14 protein-coding genes are annotated in these 16,121 nt (G+C 37.6%); 9 read left to right on the top strand and 5 right to left on the bottom strand.

Annotated features, from left to right (window positions below; all coding sequences use genetic code 11):
* The first annotated feature begins 32 nt into the window (after positions 1-32).
* Positions 33-869 (top strand): aldo/keto reductase, encoded by an 837-nt coding sequence (locus tag B5E95_RS04615; RefSeq protein WP_087235684.1) that lies wholly within the window; start codon positions 33-35, stop codon positions 867-869.
* 57 nt (positions 870-926) lie between these two features.
* Here B5E95_RS04615 and B5E95_RS04610 read toward each other — a convergent pair whose 3' ends face one another.
* The 3 genes from B5E95_RS04610 to B5E95_RS04600 form a co-directional block, all read right to left on the bottom strand.
* On the bottom strand, positions 927-2,255 hold the full coding sequence (locus tag B5E95_RS04610) for a solute carrier family 23 protein (protein WP_087235683.1): 1,329 nt from the start codon (positions 2,253-2,255) through the stop codon (positions 927-929).
* Between the two features lie 12 nt (positions 2,256-2,267).
* Positions 2,268-2,798 (bottom strand): bifunctional pyr operon transcriptional regulator/uracil phosphoribosyltransferase PyrR, encoded by a 531-nt coding sequence (gene pyrR / locus B5E95_RS04605; RefSeq protein ID WP_087235682.1) that lies wholly within the window; start codon positions 2,796-2,798, stop codon positions 2,268-2,270.
* Between the two features lie 198 nt (positions 2,799-2,996).
* Positions 2,997-3,788 carry a Cof-type HAD-IIB family hydrolase gene (locus tag B5E95_RS04600; RefSeq protein WP_162606875.1) on the bottom strand — a complete coding sequence of 264 codons (792 nt, stop codon included), beginning with the start codon at positions 3,786-3,788 and terminating at the stop codon, positions 2,997-2,999.
* Positions 3,789-3,916: 128 nt separating this feature from the next.
* Here B5E95_RS04600 and B5E95_RS04595 point away from each other — a divergent pair, with 128 nt between their 5' ends.
* Complete coding sequence (locus B5E95_RS04595; protein WP_087235681.1) at positions 3,917-5,386, top strand: MFS transporter; 1,470 nt, start codon at positions 3,917-3,919, stop codon at positions 5,384-5,386.
* A gap of 31 nt (positions 5,387-5,417) precedes the next feature.
* On the opposite strand, the gene B5E95_RS04590 is transcribed toward B5E95_RS04595, so the two are convergent.
* Positions 5,418-6,617, bottom strand: coding sequence for an MFS transporter (locus B5E95_RS04590; protein WP_087235680.1), 1,200 nt, complete (start codon positions 6,615-6,617; stop codon positions 5,418-5,420).
* 91 nt (positions 6,618-6,708) lie between these two features.
* Here B5E95_RS04590 and B5E95_RS04585 point away from each other — a divergent pair, with 91 nt between their 5' ends.
* From B5E95_RS04585 to B5E95_RS04570, 4 genes are all read left to right on the top strand, one after another.
* A complete protein-coding gene (locus B5E95_RS04585) occupies positions 6,709-7,791 on the top strand; it encodes a M42 family metallopeptidase (protein ID WP_087235679.1) in 1,083 nt (360 codons plus the stop codon).
* Positions 7,792-7,896: 105 nt separating this feature from the next.
* On the top strand, positions 7,897-9,519 hold the full coding sequence (locus B5E95_RS04580) for an ABC-F family ATP-binding cassette domain-containing protein (RefSeq protein ID WP_056945568.1): 1,623 nt from the start codon (positions 7,897-7,899) through the stop codon (positions 9,517-9,519).
* Between the two features lie 157 nt (positions 9,520-9,676).
* Complete coding sequence (locus B5E95_RS04575) at positions 9,677-10,468, top strand: XRE family transcriptional regulator (protein WP_204206631.1); 792 nt, start codon at positions 9,677-9,679, stop codon at positions 10,466-10,468.
* 13 nt (positions 10,469-10,481) lie between these two features.
* The gene (locus B5E95_RS04570; protein ID WP_087235678.1) at positions 10,482-11,150 is read left to right on the top strand and encodes a type 1 glutamine amidotransferase; all 669 of its coding nucleotides are present in this window, start codon (positions 10,482-10,484) and stop codon (positions 11,148-11,150) included.
* A 44-nt stretch (positions 11,151-11,194) separates the two neighbouring features.
* On the opposite strand, the gene B5E95_RS04565 is transcribed toward B5E95_RS04570, so the two are convergent.
* Complete coding sequence (locus B5E95_RS04565; RefSeq protein WP_087175908.1) at positions 11,195-12,013, bottom strand: transporter substrate-binding domain-containing protein; 819 nt, start codon at positions 12,011-12,013, stop codon at positions 11,195-11,197.
* Between the two features lie 142 nt (positions 12,014-12,155).
* On the opposite strand from B5E95_RS04565, the gene B5E95_RS04560 reads away from it, so the two are divergent.
* Genes B5E95_RS04560 through B5E95_RS04550 form a run of 3 tightly spaced genes read left to right on the top strand, consistent with a single transcriptional unit; the run spans position 12,156 to position 16,095 of the window.
* Entirely contained in the window at positions 12,156-12,599 is a 444-nt protein-coding gene (locus B5E95_RS04560; RefSeq protein WP_087175909.1) for a MarR family winged helix-turn-helix transcriptional regulator, read from the top strand.
* On the top strand, positions 12,596-14,326 hold the full coding sequence (locus B5E95_RS04555; RefSeq protein WP_087235677.1) for an ABC transporter ATP-binding protein: 1,731 nt from the start codon (positions 12,596-12,598) through the stop codon (positions 14,324-14,326). Before B5E95_RS04560 ends, B5E95_RS04555 begins: the two co-directional genes overlap by 4 nt.
* Complete coding sequence (locus B5E95_RS04550; RefSeq protein WP_087235676.1) at positions 14,326-16,095, top strand: ABC transporter ATP-binding protein; 1,770 nt, start codon at positions 14,326-14,328, stop codon at positions 16,093-16,095. The genes B5E95_RS04555 and B5E95_RS04550 overlap by 1 nt, the downstream gene beginning before the upstream one ends.
* Positions 16,096-16,121 lie beyond the last annotated feature (26 nt).

Here is a 16,121-nt window from a genome sequence, read left to right as displayed (position 1 = left end):
TTTACTCTTTTTTCTTAATAAGGAATAACATCATGGAAAAATATGTAACTTTAAACAATGGCGTAAAAATGCCGCGCCTTGGCTTTGGCGTTTATCAAATTAATGATCTAGCTCAAACGCAGCAAGTCGTAGAAGATGGACTTGAAGTCGGCTACCGTCTAGTCGATACTGCGCAAATTTATGGCAATGAACAAGCTGTGGGGGATGCAATTAAGCACAGTAATGTCCCTCGAGAAGATATTTTCGTCACTTCCAAGGTCTGGGTCGACGATTACGGCTATGATGCAACGCTCAAGGCTTTTGATGAGACGATGAAGAAATTGCAGCTAGATTATCTTGATCTGTATCTAATTCATAAGCCTTATAACGATTATTATGGCACGTGGCGGGCAATGGAACGTTTATACAAAGAAGGCCGCATTCGTGCAATCGGTGTTAGCAGTTTTTGGAATGAACGGTTAGCTGATTTAATTACCTTCAATAATGTGAAGCCAGCGGTAAATCAAATTGAAACAAATGTCTGGAATCAAGAGTGGAAATCACAGGCATATATGGAAAAAGAAGGTGTACAGCCTGAAGCATGGGCCCCATTTGCGGAAGGTGCTGAGCATATTTTTACCAATCCTGTTTTAGCAGAAATTGCGCAAAAGCATGGTAAGACTACAGCCCAAGTGATGATTAGATGGTTCTTGCAAAGAAATTATGTTGTAATTCCAAAGTCTGTTCATAAAGCAAGATTAGCTGAAAACTTCGATGTCTTTGACTTTGAGATTGATGCTGAAGACATGGCAAAGATTAAGACACTGGATCAAGGACATAGCGTTTTAGAAGATGAGATGGACCCAGAGATTGCTGAAAGTTTTAGATAAAAATAAAAACAGTTAGTTATCGTTAGTGATAGCTAACTGCTTTTTGCTTAATATTAATTATTGGTAAATCTTACCATCTTGCTTTTGCTTATTCTTTTCTTCAAGTGCCTTTTCACTGGCAGCTTTCTTAGGAAGAACCCAGTTCAAGATCATACCGATAATGGTTGAAAGGGCAACTGAAGTTAATTGGAAGTTGCCAAGTTGGAGGTAGGCACCACCGATACCGATAACCAAGATAACTGAAGCGATTAACATGTTGCGTTTTTCACCAAAGTCAACCTTATCGTCAACTAAGATCTTCAAACCGTTAGAAGCGATTGTACCAAAGAGTAAGAATGAAATTCCTCCAATTACTGGCATTGGAATTGATTCGATTAACGCAGCAAGCTTACCAACAAAACTGAAGATGATCGCACAAACTGCGGCACCGGCAAGGACCCAAACAGAGTGCACCTTAGTCATAGCTAACACACCGATGTTTTCACCGTATGAAGTTGTAGGAGGACCACCGATGAAACCGGCGATAATCGTTGAAATACCGTCACCCATCATAGTTCTGTGAAGACCAGGATCTTTAAAGAAGTTACGCTTAGTCAATGAGTTAAGCACCATAATGTGTCCCATGTGTTCCGTCATCGTAACGAAGGCAATTGGTGCCATGGCTAAGATAGCAGCTGGATACCATTTGAAGTGGTAGCTAATGCCCATCACATCAAGTGAAGGAATAGAGAACCAAGCGGCTTTTTCAACACCTGAGAAGTCTACAATGCCTAAGAAGCAGGCTAAGATATAACCACAGATGATGCCGAGCATGATTGAAACTAAGCTCGTGAAGCCTTTGAAACACATTTGGAAGACCAAAGTCATGACTAATGTGAAAATGGCAACACCAAAGTAGGTTAAATCATACTTTTGGTTGTTCATCATCGCATCATTGGCAGCAGTCGTAGCAAGAGACAAACCAATAACGATGATAATTGGTCCTACAACGATTGGTGGCAAGACCTTGTTAACCCAGCCAGAACCAACCTTAGCAATGATTAAAGCAACGATAACGTAAACTAAACCAGAGGCAATCGCACCTTGAGCAACAGCGGGATAACCGTCGGCTTTCATCAAAGCTTGCATAGTAGCAACGAAAGCAAAACTTGATCCCAAGTATGCTGGAATCTTGAAGTGAGTCAAGATCATGTGGACCAAGGTACCGACGCCTGATGAAAGCAGGGCGATACTTGGGTTGATTCCGATTAAAATTGGCACTAGTACAGTTGAACCGAACATGGCAAACATGTGCTGCAAGGACAAGAGCACGCCTTGGCCAAATTCGGGCTTTTCGTAGACGTCTAAAATCGCGTCTGGATTTCTAAAATTCTCTTTTTTACTCATTCATTCAAACTCCTATTTGTTAATTAACTCAATGCTGTCTTTATCATCGACTTCAGTCATTGAGACCTTAACTTCCTCATTCATTGCAGTAGGAATATTTTTACCAATAAAGTCAGGTCTGATAGGCAATTCACGGTGACCACGGTCGGTCAAAACTGCCAAGTTGATCTTAGCTGGACGACCTTGATCCATGATTGCATCAAGCGCAGCTCTAATAGTTCTACCGGTGAACAAAACGTCGTCGACTAAAACAACGTTTTTGTCGGTGATATCAAAGTCGAGTTGTTGACCATGAATCATCTTTTCCTTTTCGCTTTCTGGCAGGTCATCACGATATTGAGAAACATCGATTGCTCCCACAGGAACATCAACATCTTCAAGATTCTTAAGGTTCTTAGCAATTCTTTGCGCTAAGTAAAGACCACGAGTCTTGATTCCGATTAAAACTAAGTTTTCAGTACCTTTGTTGCGTTCGATAATTTCGTAGGTCATTCGCATTAAGGCGCGTTTCATACTAATTGCATCAACAATTTCTTTTGCCATATATTTTTCCTTTCTTGGATGACCAAAAGAAAAAGACCACCAAGGACACTGAGTCCAAGATGGTCTTTCTGTTTCTGCTAGTACAAAAAAGACTAGCTCACGCAGATTTCCTTCTTAGCCTCACAGGACTAACTTTAAAGGTCATCACTATATTTTTCTTATATTAAACTAGCAAAAGCGGATATTGTCAAGCAGATTCTAAAGAATGTTTTTTTCGATGTAGTTCAAAACGCCTTCTTCATCGTTAGTGTCAGTCACGTGGTTAGCCACTTCAAGAAGGGCTGGAACGGCGTTCTTCATTGCGACGCCATCGCCAACTTCTCGGAGCATCTCTAGATCGTTTCCACCGTCACCGAATGCGCACATTTCGCTTAACTTAATGCCTAAAATATCACCCAATTCTTTTAAGCCGTTAGCTTTGTGAATGTCAGGTTGGATGATGTCGATGTCTCCGTGACCGCTGCTTGTAACGCCGCTATATTGGCTCAAGTTGTCCTTGAATAATTGAACAAAATAGTCGGTTTTTTCATCGGGACATTGAACTGCAAATTTTAGGATTTTATCGTGAATGTCACTAAAGCTCTTAATTTTTTCTAAGTGATGATAGTAATGGCTAGACATCTTAAAGTATTTTTCTGGCAAGATATCTAGGCCATAAGCTGCTTGTTCACCACAGACTAAGAAATTAAGATTGGGTACTTGATCTAATAAAAATTTTTCGATGGCTTTAACAGCTTCAGTAGGGTAAGAGTGTACTGTATAAACCTTTTCTGGATTACGGATAAGTGCACCATTTTCAGCTACGTAGTCAATATCATCATAATCGGTGAAAAAATCTTTTAATTGATAATATTGGTTACCACTAGCTACGACAAAATGAATACCTTTTTCATCAAGTTTAGAATGAATCTCCTTGAATCTGACTTCGTTGTATTTACTTTGTGAGTTTAAAAAAGTTCCGTCCATATCGACAGCGATTAATTTAATCATAGAAAATCTCTCCTATAAAAAGTAGGTATTTATATTTTATCATGAAACCGTTTACTATTTTGACAATTATAAAGGTAACTTGCATAATGTTCTAGTTAAAAAGTTTCTAAGTAAAAGGGTGAGATTGAATGAATAAAAAGCAAATTTCGATGGTAACTTGGTCCTTACTTTTGGCTAATATCATGTCAGGACTAGACGCTACCATTATTAATACGGCAATTCCTGCGATCGTTTCTGATCTGCACGGAATTCAATATATGGGCTGGATTGTTGCCTGCTTCTTGCTGGGGATGTCCGTTTCAGTACCAATTTGGAGCAAATTAGGTGAAAGAATGGGCAATAAATTTGCTTTTGAACTTTCACTTATCCTCTTTATTGTTGGTTCTCTACTTGAAGGGATAGCGCCAAATATTTACTTCTTCTTAATTGCCAGAATTTTAATGGGTATCGGTGCCGGCGGTATGGGCTCGCTGCCTTATGTTATTGTCGGTTTTATTTATCCGAATATTAAGAGAAGAACGGTTATTTTAAGCTACATTGCGGCCAGCTTCAGTGCGGCATGTATTGCGGGACCGCTTGTTGGTGGCTGGATTGTTGATGCCCTTTCTTGGCACTGGGTCTTCTACATCAATGTCCCATTAGGACTGATTTCCATTATTTTGAGTTTTGTCTTTTATCGCGATGTGCACAAGGCTAAGGAAAAAGTACACTTTGACAAAATGGGTGCCTTCACTTTGATCGCTGGCTTGTCCTGCTTTTTAGTTGGAATTCAGATGCTGGGTTTAGCTAGTGGCATCATGGTTGTAGCTTTCGTCATTATCGGAGTTACCTTACTTGTTGCCTTTATCTTTGTGGAAAACAAGGCAGATAGTCCTGTTGTACCGTTGAGTGTTTTTATGAATAAAGCGCTGGTGGGCGACTTTATCCTGTTTGCCCTAGCATGGGGTGCTTATATTTCAGTTAACACTTATTTGCCAATGTGGTCGCAGGCCATTTTAGGGACCTCCGCTTTAATCGGTGGGATGACCTTGATCCCTAACTCCATTTTGGATATTGCCGGTTCACAAAGCGCGCCATATTTCTTGCGTCATTTTAGCAATTATCGTTTGCTCATTATCGATTTTACTTTGATCGTCATTACCGTTTTAGGCTTGATCTTGGTGCCAATGAACACGCCGTATCAAATCTTGATGATCATTGCAGCTTTATCTGGTTTAGGTGTAGGTTCGATCTTTGTTATTTTGCAGATCAAGGTGCAGATTGACGCCAGTGAAAAAGATATGGCACCGGCTACGTCACTGAGTTTCTTGATTCGAATTCTTGCTCAAACTGTGATGGCTGCCATTTATGGGGTCATCATGAACTTGGCTTTGGCTCGAGGAATCGCCGGCCATCGCGGCATTACGATGACCATGATGAACAAGTTGAGTGATGCGGAATCGGCTAAGAGTTTGCCAACTGCATTATTGCCAATCATGAGAAGAATTTTCCATTCAGGAATTATCGAAATTATGTATGTGGCACTGTTTTTAATGATTTGTGCGTACGTAGTTAACTTTATTTATAACAGACATGAAGCCAAAAAAGCGGCAGAATAAAAAGCTTGAGATTTTTCTCAAGCTTTTATTTTTACTGTAAATTGCGAATGACGTTGATTCTGAACAAAAGTAGATTGATTAATACGATCACCGTGGTGACGATGAAGACCATGCTATAGTTGAACATCCCTGATACGAATGAACCAAGTAGTGGTCCTACGATGTTGCCGATGTACATAGCCGACTGGTTCCATGAAAAGATACGGCCAGTAACGGCGGCAGGTGAGTTTTTGGTTAACATCGTTTGTACTTGTGGGAATAAACAAGCGTCAGAAAAACCAACTAAGAAGCGCAAAATTCCTAATTCAACTGTGTTTCGTACAAAAGCGGTCAGGAAGAAGAAAATTGATGCCGCAATAAAACCAGCCACGATGATTTTGTGAGTACCGATTTTATCACCAAGTGCACCGAAGCGGGAGGCCACTAGGAAAGTAGCAATCCCAGGAAGGGCGGCGATAACACCAGAGATGAAGACAACGTTGTCATGGCCGTTAAGTAATTGGCGGACATATAGTGAAACGATTGGGTTAATGGAGTTATTAGCTGCTTGAATAATTAAAGTGGTTAATAGCAAACCAAAGATCAGATGAGGCGAACGAAGCGACTTAATCACGCCGCTGGCCTTGTCCAATTTTTTCGCGGTAACTGGCTTAAAGTCGTCTTCATGAACGAAGAATAGAACTAAGATTGAGCATAATAAGAGCAAGCCACCAGTGATCATAAAGGTAATGCGGTATGAAAAAATTGATGTTAAAGCACCACCAACAAGTGGTCCCAGCAAGGTACCGGCAGTGGTCGCTGAAGCAATCGTTCCTAGAGCTTGTCCAGAATTTGTCTTCGGCGTTTCGGTGGCAACTAAGGCATTAGAGTTAGAAATAAAGCCGGCAAATACACCTTGCAGCATTCTAAGCAAAAGCAATTGCCAAACATTTTGGACTAACCCCATGCAGGCGATAACGACGGACATCCCGATTCCGGCCCGCAAAATCATTGGTTTACGTCCTTTTTTATCAGCTAATTTGCCCCACCAAGGAGAAACAACCGCTGAAACGATGAACGTACCAGAATAAACGATCCCAGACCAGAAGTTAAGTTGTTGGTGAGAGAAGTTGCCTAACGTGTTAATGTATAACGATAAGAAAGGCATAATTTCTGAAAATGCGATCCCTGCAATGAAGACCGCGATCGATAAGACGAATAGATTTTTCTTCCAAATAGGTTTTTCTTTCACGATGTAAACCCTCCTAATTTTAGTTTAGCAAAAAATAAAGATAAAGAACTATGATAAAATTTGATGTAAGGACTTACAGAAGGAGAAAATTATGGAAAAAGCACAAGAAATCGAAATGCTTAAAGAATTCTCAGATGCTAACGCTACATCTGGTTTTGAAGAAGAATTCGTTAAACTTTTTACTAGCTATGCAGAAAAGACAGCCAATATTGAGACTGACGGGATGCTCAATGTTTATGCATCAAAGAAGGAAAACAAGGGCAACCGTCCTGTAATTCAACTTGATGCCCACTCAGATGCGGTTGGTTTTATCACCCAGGCCGTTCGTCCAAATGGTTTAATAAAGTTTGTTCCACTCGGTGGCTGGGTAAAATACAATATCCCTGCTTTGAAGGTTAAGGTTAGAAACCGCGATGGCGAATACATCCCTGGTGTTGTCGCAACTAAGCCACCACACTTTATGACTGCTGCTGAAAGAAACAACGTGCCTGACGTTGCCGATATGTCAATTGATGTTGGTTCAAGCAGCCGTGAAGAAACAATTAAGGACTACAAGATCGACACAGGTTGTCCAATCTTTGTTGATGTAAAATGCGAATACCACGAAAAATCTGGTTTGTTCTTTGGTAAAGACTTCGACGACCGTTTTGGTGCCGGTGCGATGATTGACGTTTTGGACAACTTGAAGGGTGAAGAAACTAACTTTGATGTTGTTGCCGCTTTGTCTAGCCAAGAAGAAGTAGGTCTTCGCGGAGCTTACGTAACTGCTAGAAAAGTTAAGCCAGATCTATGTATTGTACTTGAAAGCTGTCCAGCAGATGACACCTTCACTCCTGATTGGCTTTCACAAACCGGTTTAAAGCGTGGACCAATGCTTCGTGATATGGATACTACATTCTTGCCAAATCCTAAGTTCCAACAATATGCCTGTGACTTAGCTGATAAGAATAATATTCCATATACTCGTTCGGTTAGAACTGGCGGGGGACAAGATGGTGCCGCAATCTATTACGAAAACGGTGCTCCAACAATTGTCATCGGTATTCCAGTGCGTTACGAGCACTCCCCATATTGCTTCAGCAGTTACAAAGACTTTAAGGCATCCGTTGATTTAGCTACTGCAATTATTCGTGATATTACACAGGAAAAATTGGATAGCTTCAAGAAATTTTAATTAAAAGTAAAAAAAGCAGATTCGTACTTCATTTGGATCTGCTTTTTTTGATATACTGATACATAATTTTAACTTTTTTAAATTAATAATAGTGAGGTATAACGATTGATTACAGTATCCGACTTAAGTCTTAAATTTGGCGGCCGTACACTTTATGAAGATGTTAACTTAAAATTTACCCCAGGTAATTGTTACGGTGTGATTGGTGCAAATGGCGCTGGTAAATCTACTTTTCTTAAATTGCTAGAAGGTAAGCTTGAACCAACGACAGGCTCAATCAGCATTGATCCGAATGAAAGAATGTCTAGTCTTAACCAGGATCACTTTGCTTTTGAAGATTTCACCGTTATGGATACGGTTATTCAAGGGCACAAAGAACTTTATCAAGTAATGAAGGAAAAAGATGCGCTTTATGCTAAGCCTGATTTTGGTGATGAAGATGGTGTTAAGGCGGCAGAACTTGAAAGTAAGTTTGCAGAGCTTGATGGCTGGAATGCTGAAGCTGATGCTTCTAAATTGTTACAGTCATTAGATATTCCTGAAAGTGAACACCAGATGTTAATGAAGGAATTGCCTGAATCAGAAAAGGTTAAGGTGCTTTTAGCTCAAGCTTTATTTGGTAATCCAGATATTCTTTTACTTGACGAACCAACTAACGGTCTTGATGTTCACACAGTGGAATGGCTAGAAAACTTTTTGGCTGATTATCCAAATATTGTGATCGTAGTTTCACACGACCGTCACTTTTTAAATCAGGTATGTACTGAAATGTGTGATGTTGATCGTGGCAAGATTCAACTTTATGTTGGTAACTATGATTTCTGGTATGAATCAAGTAAGTTGGCTAATGAATTAGCAGCTAATCAGAATGCCAAAAAAGAGGAAAAGATTAAGCAGCTGCAAGAATTTATTGCCCGCTTCTCAGCTAATGCGTCTAAGTCACGTCAAGCCACTTCTCGTAAGAAGCAACTTGATAAAATTACTTTGGATGATATTAAACCATCATCAAGAAAGTATCCATTTGTTAAATTTGAAATGCATCGTGATCTTGGAAATGATTTGGTTAAGGTAGAAAACGTTTCATACTCAGTTGATGGTGAAAAGATCTTAGATAATGTTTCATTTATAGTTCGTCCCGGTGACAAGGTTGCATTTTTATCACGTAACGCTTTAGCAACAACCGCTTTGCTTGATATTATTGCTGGCAAAATTAAGCCAGATACAGGCACTGTTACCTGGGGTCAGACTACAGCCTTTAACTACATGTCGCGTGATTTAAATGCAAACTTTAATAACGATGATTTAACTATCTTAGATTGGTTAAGACAATATGCGACTAAGGAACAAGATGATAATACATTCCTTCGTGGTTTCTTAGGAAGAATGCTTTTCAGTGGGGAAGAAATTGAGAAGAAAATTAAAGTATTATCTGGTGGTGAAAAAGTTCGCTGTCAATTGTCTAGAATGATGCTTGAGCCGGCTAACGTATTAATTATGGATGATCCAACTAATCACCTTGATTTGGAATCAATTACTGCTTTGAACGACGCTTTGGTAGCATATCCTGGTTCAATATTATTTACTTCTCACGATCACGAATTTATTCAAACAATTGCCAATCATATCATCGAAGTTGGCCCTAAAGGAATCGTCAGCAGACAAGATACTACTTATGATGAATTCTTGGATAAAGACAGTATTCAGGAACAAGTTAAGAAAATATATTAAAATTAAGAGGATTCAGATGAAAAGAATCCTTTTTTTGTGTTAAAAATACAAATAGAAAAGTAAAATAAAATTAAAAAAGTTGGCTTTATAAGAGTTGTTCTTTGTTTATAATATTAATATAAGAAAAATATTATATTGGGAATAGGGAAAGTTGTTAATGAAAGAGCAGATTATTTTTGAAGATTTTATTCAAGATCGTGAAGTAAGAATGTATGATAAGCATTTTTCTGATATGGATAATAAGGAGGAATACGATGTTTACGTTCAAGTTTTTACGATAGATAACTTACCATTTTCTTCTGTCACAGGTAAGTTGGAAAATATACCTTTTAATTATGATCATGCAAGTACAAAAGAAGTTGTAGTAAATAATGTAATAGGTGATTTTTTTAATCCTGTTACTAAAAAGTATGAGGTGTCGGATCATACCTTTGTCGTGGGACATATCAAGAATAGTAATCTTGATCGAGATGCCGCAATCGAACAAATGCAGCGAGCTGCTATGAACATAATTAATGAGTTGAATAAGCGTCAAATACCTCCTCATATGGTTATGCCACACCTTTTAACAGATGTAGAAAAGGCTAAACGAGTAGTAACAGATGATAATATTAAAATATCACAGTTAAGTAAAGAAACGGGTATTTCTACAGATGATTTAAACAATTACCGTAAAAATCCCGCAACTTTAAAGCAAGCATCAAATTCTACAATTAATTTCTTAATAACTAAATATTATGAAAAATATTTTAATCGCAATGAAATAGAAAAATTCAGATTTATGCTGATTAAGACTGTGCTAGCCTATTTGAAGGAAAACAAAAATGACACAATTGATTATGATCCTGTTTATGAATTATACAAATTGTGTCAGCAAGCCGACTGGCATCGTTTGGCTAGAATGGAAGAAATTTGGCGAGCTTTTTATAGTGTAGATAATCAACGTTAAAGGAAGTATTGAAATGCGCGTTAATGTATTGCAACATGCACCTAATGAGGGCCCTGGATCTATTCAAGATTGGTGCCATGAACATAACCATGAAATGTTTGTTTATCATCCAGCAGATTTTGGTATTTTACCTACGCTTGATGAAACTGATTTGTTGGTGATATTAGGAAGTCCTAATAGTCCTAACGATGAATTGGATTGGGTAGAAAATGAACGGGTGTTAATTAAGCAAATGCTTGATGCTCATAAACCAATTTTAGGTATTTGTTTTGGTAGTCAACAGATTGCTAAAACATTGGGATATCGGGTACTCGATGCACCAGCTAAAGAAGTCGGTTGGGCTCCAGTATATTTACAAAATCATACAATTACTGAACTTCCCGAAAAATTAACAGCACTTCATTGGCATCAGCAAATGAGTGAAATTCCTAAAGAAGCTAAATTATTATTTTCAAGTGATTTAGTAAAGAATCAGGGATATTTACTGGGAAATAAGGTAATTGGATTGCAATTCCATTTTGAACCTAAAGAAGACAATGTGCGAGAGATCGCTATTAATGATGGAGCATATGCATTAGAAAATAATGATTTGCATCAGACACCACAAGAAATAATTGCTCATGGTGTTCCAAAAGAAAATAAAGATGTAATGTTTGTTTTGCTTGATTACATTACTGCTTAGTAAAAAAGAGATTAGCTATGAATTTATAGCTAATCTTTTTTTCATTAATATTTTTCAGCTGTTTTTACATTAAAACCAGGAATATTGCCGAACCACTTTTTAAGCAAGCGATTGTAAGTGCCATTTTTTTCTAGCTTGGTCAGAGCTAAATTAATTTGTTTATCTATTTCGGTCTGACCTTTATTTACAGCAATTCCGTATGGTTGATTGGTAAAGTTTCCGCCGACTAATTTATAACCTGAACTGTCGCGTAAAATACCAACTAAGATACCATTATCAGTTACAAAAGCATTACCTTGTCCAGCTTTTAAGGCAGCAAACGCTTGACCATAATCATCAAATTGGAGGATTTCTGCTTTTGGAGCGAACTTTTTAACTGCATCGGCAGCAGTTGTTCCTTTTACTACTAAAACTTTCTTATTATTTAGATCCTTAACATTTTTAATCTTACTATCTTTGGCAACCATAATTGACTGACCAGCAGGAAAGTAAGGCTTGCTAAAGTCAACTTGTTTTTCACGTTCAGGTGTAATGGTCATCGCCGCAATTACCGCATCTACGTTTCTATTCTTTAATAATTGAATTTTAGTATTTGCCGTTGTAGTAACAAAATTTGCCTTAGCATTTTTACCTAGCATTTCTTTGGTTAATGCTTTAGCAAGATCAATTTCAAAACCATTGATTTTGCCAGTTTTGATGCTCATTGATCCAAACAACGGCGTATCTGCCTTAACACCCCAATTGATTGTTTTAGTAGATTTCACCGTTTGGTAGACATTTTGATTTTTATTTTGTCCACAAGCTGATAGTGTAAAAAGCGCTATTCCAATTAGTAAAGTTGAAAGAAAAAATCTCTTTTTCATGGTGTCACTTCCTAACTTCCTATAATAATTTTTTATTATACCAATTTATTCTGAAAAAATGAAAATTTATCTTCTTGATGATAGTCTCTGTATATACTAATATTATTGGTATGTGTAGAGACTAAATAAGAAGGTGAAACAAATGAAAATAAGTGAGTCGGAAAAATTGAATATGGCCATAGTTCATGGGAATAGGGCCTACCAGCAGTGGGATCAAGATCATGAACTCTCAGATTATTTATCAGTAATTTTATATGAATTGCTGTTACGTAAAAAATTAACGCAAAAACAATTAGTTGGTTTAACTGATTTACCCAAACAATCCATTAATAAGGGAATAAAAATATTGCATGATTCAGGCTATCTTATTATGAGCGTGGATCCTCAAGATAAGCGAGTACGTTTTTGCGAATTGACTGCTGACGGAAATAAGTATGCTAAGCAAAAGATGCAGTCATTATTTAAGTTAGAAGAACGGACTGCTCAAAAACTTGGCTCTGAAAAGATGCAGCTTTTAACTGATTTATTAACAGAATGGGGCAATACCTTTTGGGATTTTTTTAATGAAGAAAGGAGTAATAAATGAAAGCATTCAAAATCTTAATACCGCACTTTAAGCATTACAAGAAAGATATTTTTGCAGCCCTTGTTGCAATTATCGTTTCCGCCTTTGCAACATTATATCAACCGCGTTTGCTAGAAAATATTCAACGAGCAATTATGTTGGATCAAAAAGATATCGTTGTTCGCGACGGTATCATCTTAGTTGTATTAGGCATTGTAGCCATCATTTCGGGTGTCTTCAACGTTTACTATGCCGCTAGAATCGCACAAGGAGTGACTAGTGACTTACGTGAAGAAACCTATGCTAAGATCCAGAGCTTTTCTTTTGGTAATATTGAAAACTTTTCAGCGGGATCATTGACCACGCGTTTGATCAACGATATGAATCAGATCATGAACATGTTGATGCAACTCTTTATGCAATTGCTCAGAATGCCTATTTTAATTGTGGGATCTTTTATTTTCTGTATTGTAATTATCCCACGTTTTTGGTGGGCAACTGTAATAATGGTGGCCTTGATCATTGGTTTTGGTATTTATGTTTTAAAACAAATGAACAGTTTGTTTGATAAATTTCAAAAAACAATGGATAAGATTTCGGGTCGAGCGCAGGAAACTCTGCAAGGTGTACGAGTGGTGAAATCTTTTAATCAAGGTCCTCAAGAAATAAAGAAATTTAATCAGACTTCAGATCATTTGAACAACTATAATATTGTGATTGGTTATTGGTTCTCTACGATTATGCCGGCCTTTCAACTTATTGCGTATTTAGTAATTACGCTGGTAGTTTATCTAATTGGACAAGGTATTGCAGCTCATTCAACTGATGTAGCAGTCGTCAGTCCATTTGTTAACTACATATTAACACTTCTGTGGACTATCATGATTGCCGGAATGACTATGATGCAATTTGCCAGAGGTAACATTTCCTTAGGCCGTATTAAAGAAATTTTGGATACGGAACCGGATGTTAAATTCAATGAAAATGCGTCTACTGATATATTAGGCAGTTCTGTTGAATTTGATCATGTCTCATTTACTTATCCTGATGGTGAAGATGAAACTCTAAAAGATATTTCATTTAAGATCAAGCCAGGACAAATGGTTGGTATTGTTGGTGCTACAGGTTCAGGTAAATCAACCTTGGCGCAGCTAATTGCGCGTCTTTATGATCCAACCAAAGGTGAGGTTAAAATTGGTGGCCATAACTTGAAAGATGTTAATGAAACGGCTCTGCGTAAAACTGTAGCGTTTGTTTTGCAACGTGCAATTTTGTTCTCTGGCACGATCGCTTCTAATTTGCGTCAAGGAAATTCTAGAGCTAGAATGCATGAACTACAAAGAGCGGCTAATATGGCTCAAGCATCTGAGTTTATTGAGCGATATAATGATTCATTTGATCATGAGGTAGAAGAGCGGTCATCCAATTTCTCCGGTGGTCAAAAACAACGTCTTTCTATTGCACGAGGATTAGTTGCTAAAACACCAATTTTAATTTTAGATGATTCCACTTCTGCACTTGATGCAGAATCTGAAAAGAAGGTGCAACAGGCCTTAGAACATGAATTACCAGATACAACGACGTTTATTATTGCGCAAAAGATTGTGTCAGTTGTGCATGCAGACACGATTTTAGTTTTAGATGATGGTAAGCTGGTTGCTCAAGGCACTCATGCAGAATTATTGAAGACATCACCTGTTTACCAAGAAATCTTCAAGACACAAAAGGGCAAGAGAGGAGGAAAATAATGAGTGATACAAGAAAAGCTATTCACTATTTTATTAAGTATCTAAAACCATATAAAAAAGGCATTGCTATTGTAATTCTTCTATCTTTGCTATCAAGTGGTGCACAAGTAATTGCTCCAACGTTTTTAGGCCGTGCTGTGACTGATTTGACTAACTATTTAGCCGATTTAAAGAAAGACACAGCTAGTTTAAATACGTTCTATAGTGCATTATGGTCAATGCTCTTGTTCTACGTTCTAAGTCAAGTTGCAATTTTCATCGCATGGATGGTTATGTCCAAATTCAATGCAGATTCAACTAACGATATGCGTGAAAATTTATTTGCTAAGTTTCAACGTATGTTAGTGCGCTATTTTGACACGCATCAAGATGGTAAGCTGCTTTCTTTATTTACTTCCGATTTGGATAATATCTTTAACGCAATGAACAACGCCATCTTTGAAATTATTTCCCAAGGAATAATGTTCATTGGGACGATTGTCATCATGTTTATGGTCAACCAACAACTTGCTTGGACTACAATTGCGACCACACCATTAATCCTGATTGTTAGTGTATTAATCATGAAAAAGGCTCGCATTTATCTTGATAAACAACAAGATGAAATCGGAGATTTGAATGGTTATATTACTGAGCAGATTAATGGTGAAAAAATCATTATTACCAATGATTTAAGAAAAGAATCTATAGAAAACTTTAAGACCTATAACAACCGAGTTCGAAATGCTATGTTTAAGGGACAATTTTACTCAGGCATTCTTTTTCCATTAATGAACGGACTAAATTTGCTTAACTTAGCCATTGTTATCGCGATGGGAGCTTGGATGATTATTTCCGGTCAAGTTAGTCAAGCAATCGGTTTGGGCTTAATTGTAACTTTTGTGGAATATTCGCAGACTTATTTCCAACCATTAACCCAAATTACTTCTATTTATTCTATGATTCAGTTGGCATTAACAGGTGCTAGAAGATTGGCAACGGTTGAAGAACAAAAAGACGAAAATGCAGTGCCAAATGGTAAAAAGATTAACGGTTTGCAAAAAGCTGTTAAATTAGAGAATGTCCATTTTGGCTATGATGAAAATAAAGAAATCTTGCATGGAGTTAACATTTCAGTAAATAAGGGTCAATCTGTTGCCGTAGTTGGACCAACCGGATCAGGAAAGACTACGATCATGAATCTGCTTAATCGTTTTTATGATGTTAACTCAGGTAAGATAACCTTCGACGGGGTCGATGTGCGTGATATTCAGCTTGAATCGTTACGGAATAATATCGGCATTGTATTACAGGATTCTGTTTTGTTTACTGGTACAATTGCAGATAATATTCGTTACGGTAAACAAAACGCGTTGATGGATGAAGTAATTAGTGCCGCAAAACAGGCAGATATTCATGACTTCATTGAAAGTTTACCGGATGGTTATGAAACCAAGGTGAATGATAGTAGTTCTGTCTTTTCAACAGGACAAAAGCAATTAATTTCAATTGCACGGACTATTTTGATTAATCCCGATTTCCTGATTTTGGATGAGGCTACTTCGAATGTGGATACGGTAACCGAAGAAAAGATTCAACAGGCGATGGATGCGGTAATTGCCGGTCGGACTAGCTTTGTAATTGCACATAGACTAAAGACAATCTTAAATTCTGATAAGATTGTTGTACTCAAAGATGGTAATGTAATTGAGTCAGGAAGTCATGAAGATTTATTAAAAGAAAAAGGTTTTTATTACAAACTTTATACTGACCAAATGGCATTTGATTAATGTGGTATACTGACAATAGTTGAATA

This window comes from Lactobacillus gallinarum, from assembly GCF_002160635.1.
GTDB lineage: Bacteria > Bacillota > Bacilli > Lactobacillales > Lactobacillaceae > Lactobacillus > Lactobacillus gallinarum.
This window is presented reverse-complemented; position numbering and strand designations above follow the sequence as displayed.